Origin of the sequence: Thiolapillus sp. (assembly GCF_048562965.1) — a bacterium.
GTDB lineage: Bacteria > Pseudomonadota > Gammaproteobacteria > Chromatiales > Chromatiaceae > Thiolapillus > Thiolapillus brandeum_A.
On sequence record NZ_JBHNMF010000351.1, the window covers coordinates 1 to 3,456 of the forward strand.

Annotated in this window: 2 protein-coding genes; both read left to right on the top strand. The window is 56.2% G+C overall.

What is annotated here, in order from left to right:
• Nucleotides 1-1,494 (top strand): DEAD/DEAH box helicase family protein (locus ACOCD2_RS14595; protein ID WP_419625751.1); only part of this gene is annotated, 1,494 nt, incomplete at its 5' end.
• Entirely contained in the window at nt 1,491-3,359 is a 1,869-nt protein-coding gene (drmB, locus tag ACOCD2_RS14600) for a DrmB family protein (protein WP_419583614.1), read from the top strand. The genes ACOCD2_RS14595 and drmB, both read left to right, overlap by 4 nt.
• Nucleotides 3,360-3,456: the final 97 nt, after the last annotated feature.

The following is a 3,456-nucleotide window of genomic DNA, read 5'->3' on the forward strand; positions in this document are numbered from 1 at the left end:
CTGGAAGTGAAAGGAGGCGAAATCCGCTACGATTCCGATGGGCGGCGTTGGTATCGCCGGCTCCCCAATGGCAAGGAGAGAGACATTCGAGATCCCTTCGAGCAGGCGAACAAGAACATGCACACCGTCGTGGGTGCCATCGGTGACCGAGCCTATGGAGGGCGCTCACCCGATTTTTCCTTTGGTTATGCCGCAGTCTTCCCTGATTGCATCTATAGTGGCAGTCCGCCTCCTGGGGCGCAGCCAGCCATCGTCCTGTCTTCCAGCGATCTCCCGAGAATGGAGGAGAAGATCTCCAAAGCGCTCAGACAATGGAGTCGACGTGATCCACCGAGAGCGATTCCAAAGGAGCGACTGCAGGCCGTCAAAAGGGCCATCCTACCCCGATTCAACATCCTGCCGGTGCTGTTCCGAACCATAGAGAATCAGGAAGAGAGACTGTTCCGACTCACCGAGGATCAGATTCGTCTGTTGGATTTCCTGGGTGACAACGATCGCGTCGCCATCAAGGGTGTAGCTGGATCGGGAAAGACGCTGATGGCTCAGGCCAGAGCACAACGATTCGCGGAGGAGGGCAAGAAGACATTGTTCCTCTGCTACAACAAGAGTCTCGGAGAGTGGCTGCGTAGTACCTTGCCCGAAGAGTATGACGACCTGATCCATGTGTATCACTTCCATAAACTCTGTAGTGAGTGGTGTCGGAAGGCTGGTGTACCGTTCGATCCGCCGAAGGGCGACAAGAGCGATTTCTGGAAGCACGAGGCAGCAGAGCTCTTGTGGGAGGCGATAGAATCAGTGCCGGATCGATACGATGCGGTGGTCGTCGATGAGGGACAGGATTTCCATGCCGACTGGTGGGATCCCATCGAGTCCATAAACGTGAAAGAGGAAGCGGGCTGTCTCTATGTCTTCTACGATCCTGCACAGAATCTCTACAATGAGAGAGGCGTCTCCATTCCTGCCTTGGGAAAACCATTCCGGCTGCCGACGAATTGCCGCAATACCCAGTCGATCGCCAATACCTGCGGCGATATCATCGACCGCCCCATAGAGACGAAACGAGGAACACCCGTCGGCATCGAGACGGAGGTGCTCTTCCTCGACGACCATCGGAAGACCATTGGCCGATTGAACGACTGGGTAAAGGATTGGACGAAACGGGAAGGTATCAGACCGTCTCAGATCGCTATCCTGTTTCCCTTGAGGAAGGACAATTCCGTTCTTGCCGATCAGCGGGATCTCGGCGGTACCGACCTCACCGAGAATCTCGAGGATTGGCAGGCCGATAGGGGCGTCTTGTTCTCCACGATTCGATCCTTCAAGGGGCTGGAATCGGACATCGTCGTGTTGGTGGATGTCATCGAGCCCGATGTCATGTCGACCTTCTTGCGCTCAGATCTGTATGTCGGCTGTTCTCGTGCCAAGCATGTATTGAAGATATTGAGCCAGGTGCCAGAGTCCAGATTGTTCGAGAGGCACGGGAGGGAAGAATGAGCGACAAGACGCCAGTCGGCGAGGTGAGACCCAGTCAGTTGTTGTGGACCTATGGTCCGGGTGCGCTGATCGACCTGCCGAATCTTTCGGTGGTGACCCTCGGTATCGATCGCTGGGAGAAGGAACGCTGCACGCCCATCGAGGAAGCTCGCTTGCTCTCGGCGGTGCGACGCGTGTTGGGTGCTCAGGTGGACAGCCTGCGTATGCCACCGTTCAGGGTGAGCGAGAATATGGGGAAGCGGACAGCCGAGGACTACATCGGTGTCCCGGTGCGGCCATTTCCTCGTTGGCTACGCTGTGTGAAGTGTGGCCTGTTGTCCGAGTACGACATTGGTTTGTTCAAGTTGAAGGAGTCCTATCATCGTCCGGAATCGACACGCTTCGTACACAAGGACTGCAAGGGATCCAGAGGTGATCAGCCGGCAAGGGACGCAGACGCGGTTCCTGCACGTTTCCTGGTGGCCTGTCGTAACGGCCATCTCGACGATTTTCCCTGGCATTATTTCGTCCACAGGGGAACCTCCGACTGCAAGGGCACCCTGCGTTTCTTCGAGAGTGGGGCGTCGTTGCAGACAGAGAACCTCTGGATCAAATGTGATGGTTGTGGTGCAGCGCGGAACATGGCTCATGCCTTCGGGCGACTGGGGCAGGAGAATCTGCCGGCCTGTCGAGGACGCCATGCGCATCTCGATACCTATGACGAGAAATGTGAAGAGGATGCGCGCGCCGTGTTGTTGGGAGCGACCAATAGCTGGTTCCCGGTGACCTTGTCGGCGCTGGCGATCCCGTTGGCTGATGATCCCGTTGCTCAGTTGGTCGATGATGGGTGGAAGTATTTTGAGTCTAAAGAATCAGTGGAACAGACAGCTATGGTGGTAGAGACTTTGGTATTGGCAGGGCTTCTACCTGGTGTCGAGCGATATGCGATCGAACAGATCTGGAATGCCATTGAGAAGAAGCGGTCTGGATGTGTCGCAGAAACGGTGACCGAGGCTGATATCAAGGAACCCGAATGGCGTGTATTGACGGATCCCAACCCACCGACGGATTATCCTCATTTCATGAGTACCCCCGTCGAACCACCCGAGAAATACAAGAGCCATGTGTCTGGCGTGCTTCTGTTGAAGCGTCTTCGTGAAGTGAATGCGTTGCTGGGATTCACCCGAGTGGAAGCGCCGGAGGAGGCCGAGAGCTCCGACGAGAGTGCACCGATGGCGAGCCTCGGCAAGGGAAGACCAGAATGGGTACCGGCGAATCAAGTGCATGGGGAGGGAATCTTCATTCGTTTCGAGGAATCCATGATGGAGGCGTGGGAGACACGTCCCGGTGTGCAGGTGGTGGATCGAAGGCTCTTCAATGGCCATAGAGGGTGGCGGAATTCACGTAAGCTCGATCCCAATGATGGCTATCCAGGTGTACGTTATGCCATGCTCCATACGCTCTCTCATCTGCTGATCCGTGAACTGGCACTCGATTGTGGCTACAACGCGGCGAGCATCAGGGAGCGCATCTATGCGGACGTGGAGGGTGAGAACCCTCAGGCGGGCATTCTCATCTATACGGCGGCAGCCGACTCAGACGGTACTCTGGGTGGCCTGGTGGAACTGGGCAAACCGGAACGTCTGGGTGAACTGCTGGAGCAGGCTTTGGACAGAGCCAGAGTATGTTCTTCCGACCCCCTCTGTTCCGAGCACGATCCGAAGAAGGACAGGAGCCTGCATTCTGCAGCCTGTCATGCCTGCTCCTTTGTCTCGGAGACGTCCTGTGAAAAGGGTAATCGTTACCTTGATCGGTCGTTGTTGGTGCCGACACTCGATCGTGCAGATGCAGCATTCTTCGATCCAAGCGTGTCTTCGGCCTCGTGATAGATTTTGGGACATCCCAGTCCCCAAAATCGACTCGGCCTTTGACAACCTATTGGTGCCCCAGCCGTCCTGGTCACCAAGCACTACGCAACAACTT

Coding starts and splice junctions, on each gene's coding strand:
- drmB (WP_419583614.1), top strand. CDS start 1,491: ATGAGCGACAAGACGCCAGTCGGCGAGGTGAGACCCAGTCAGTTGTTG.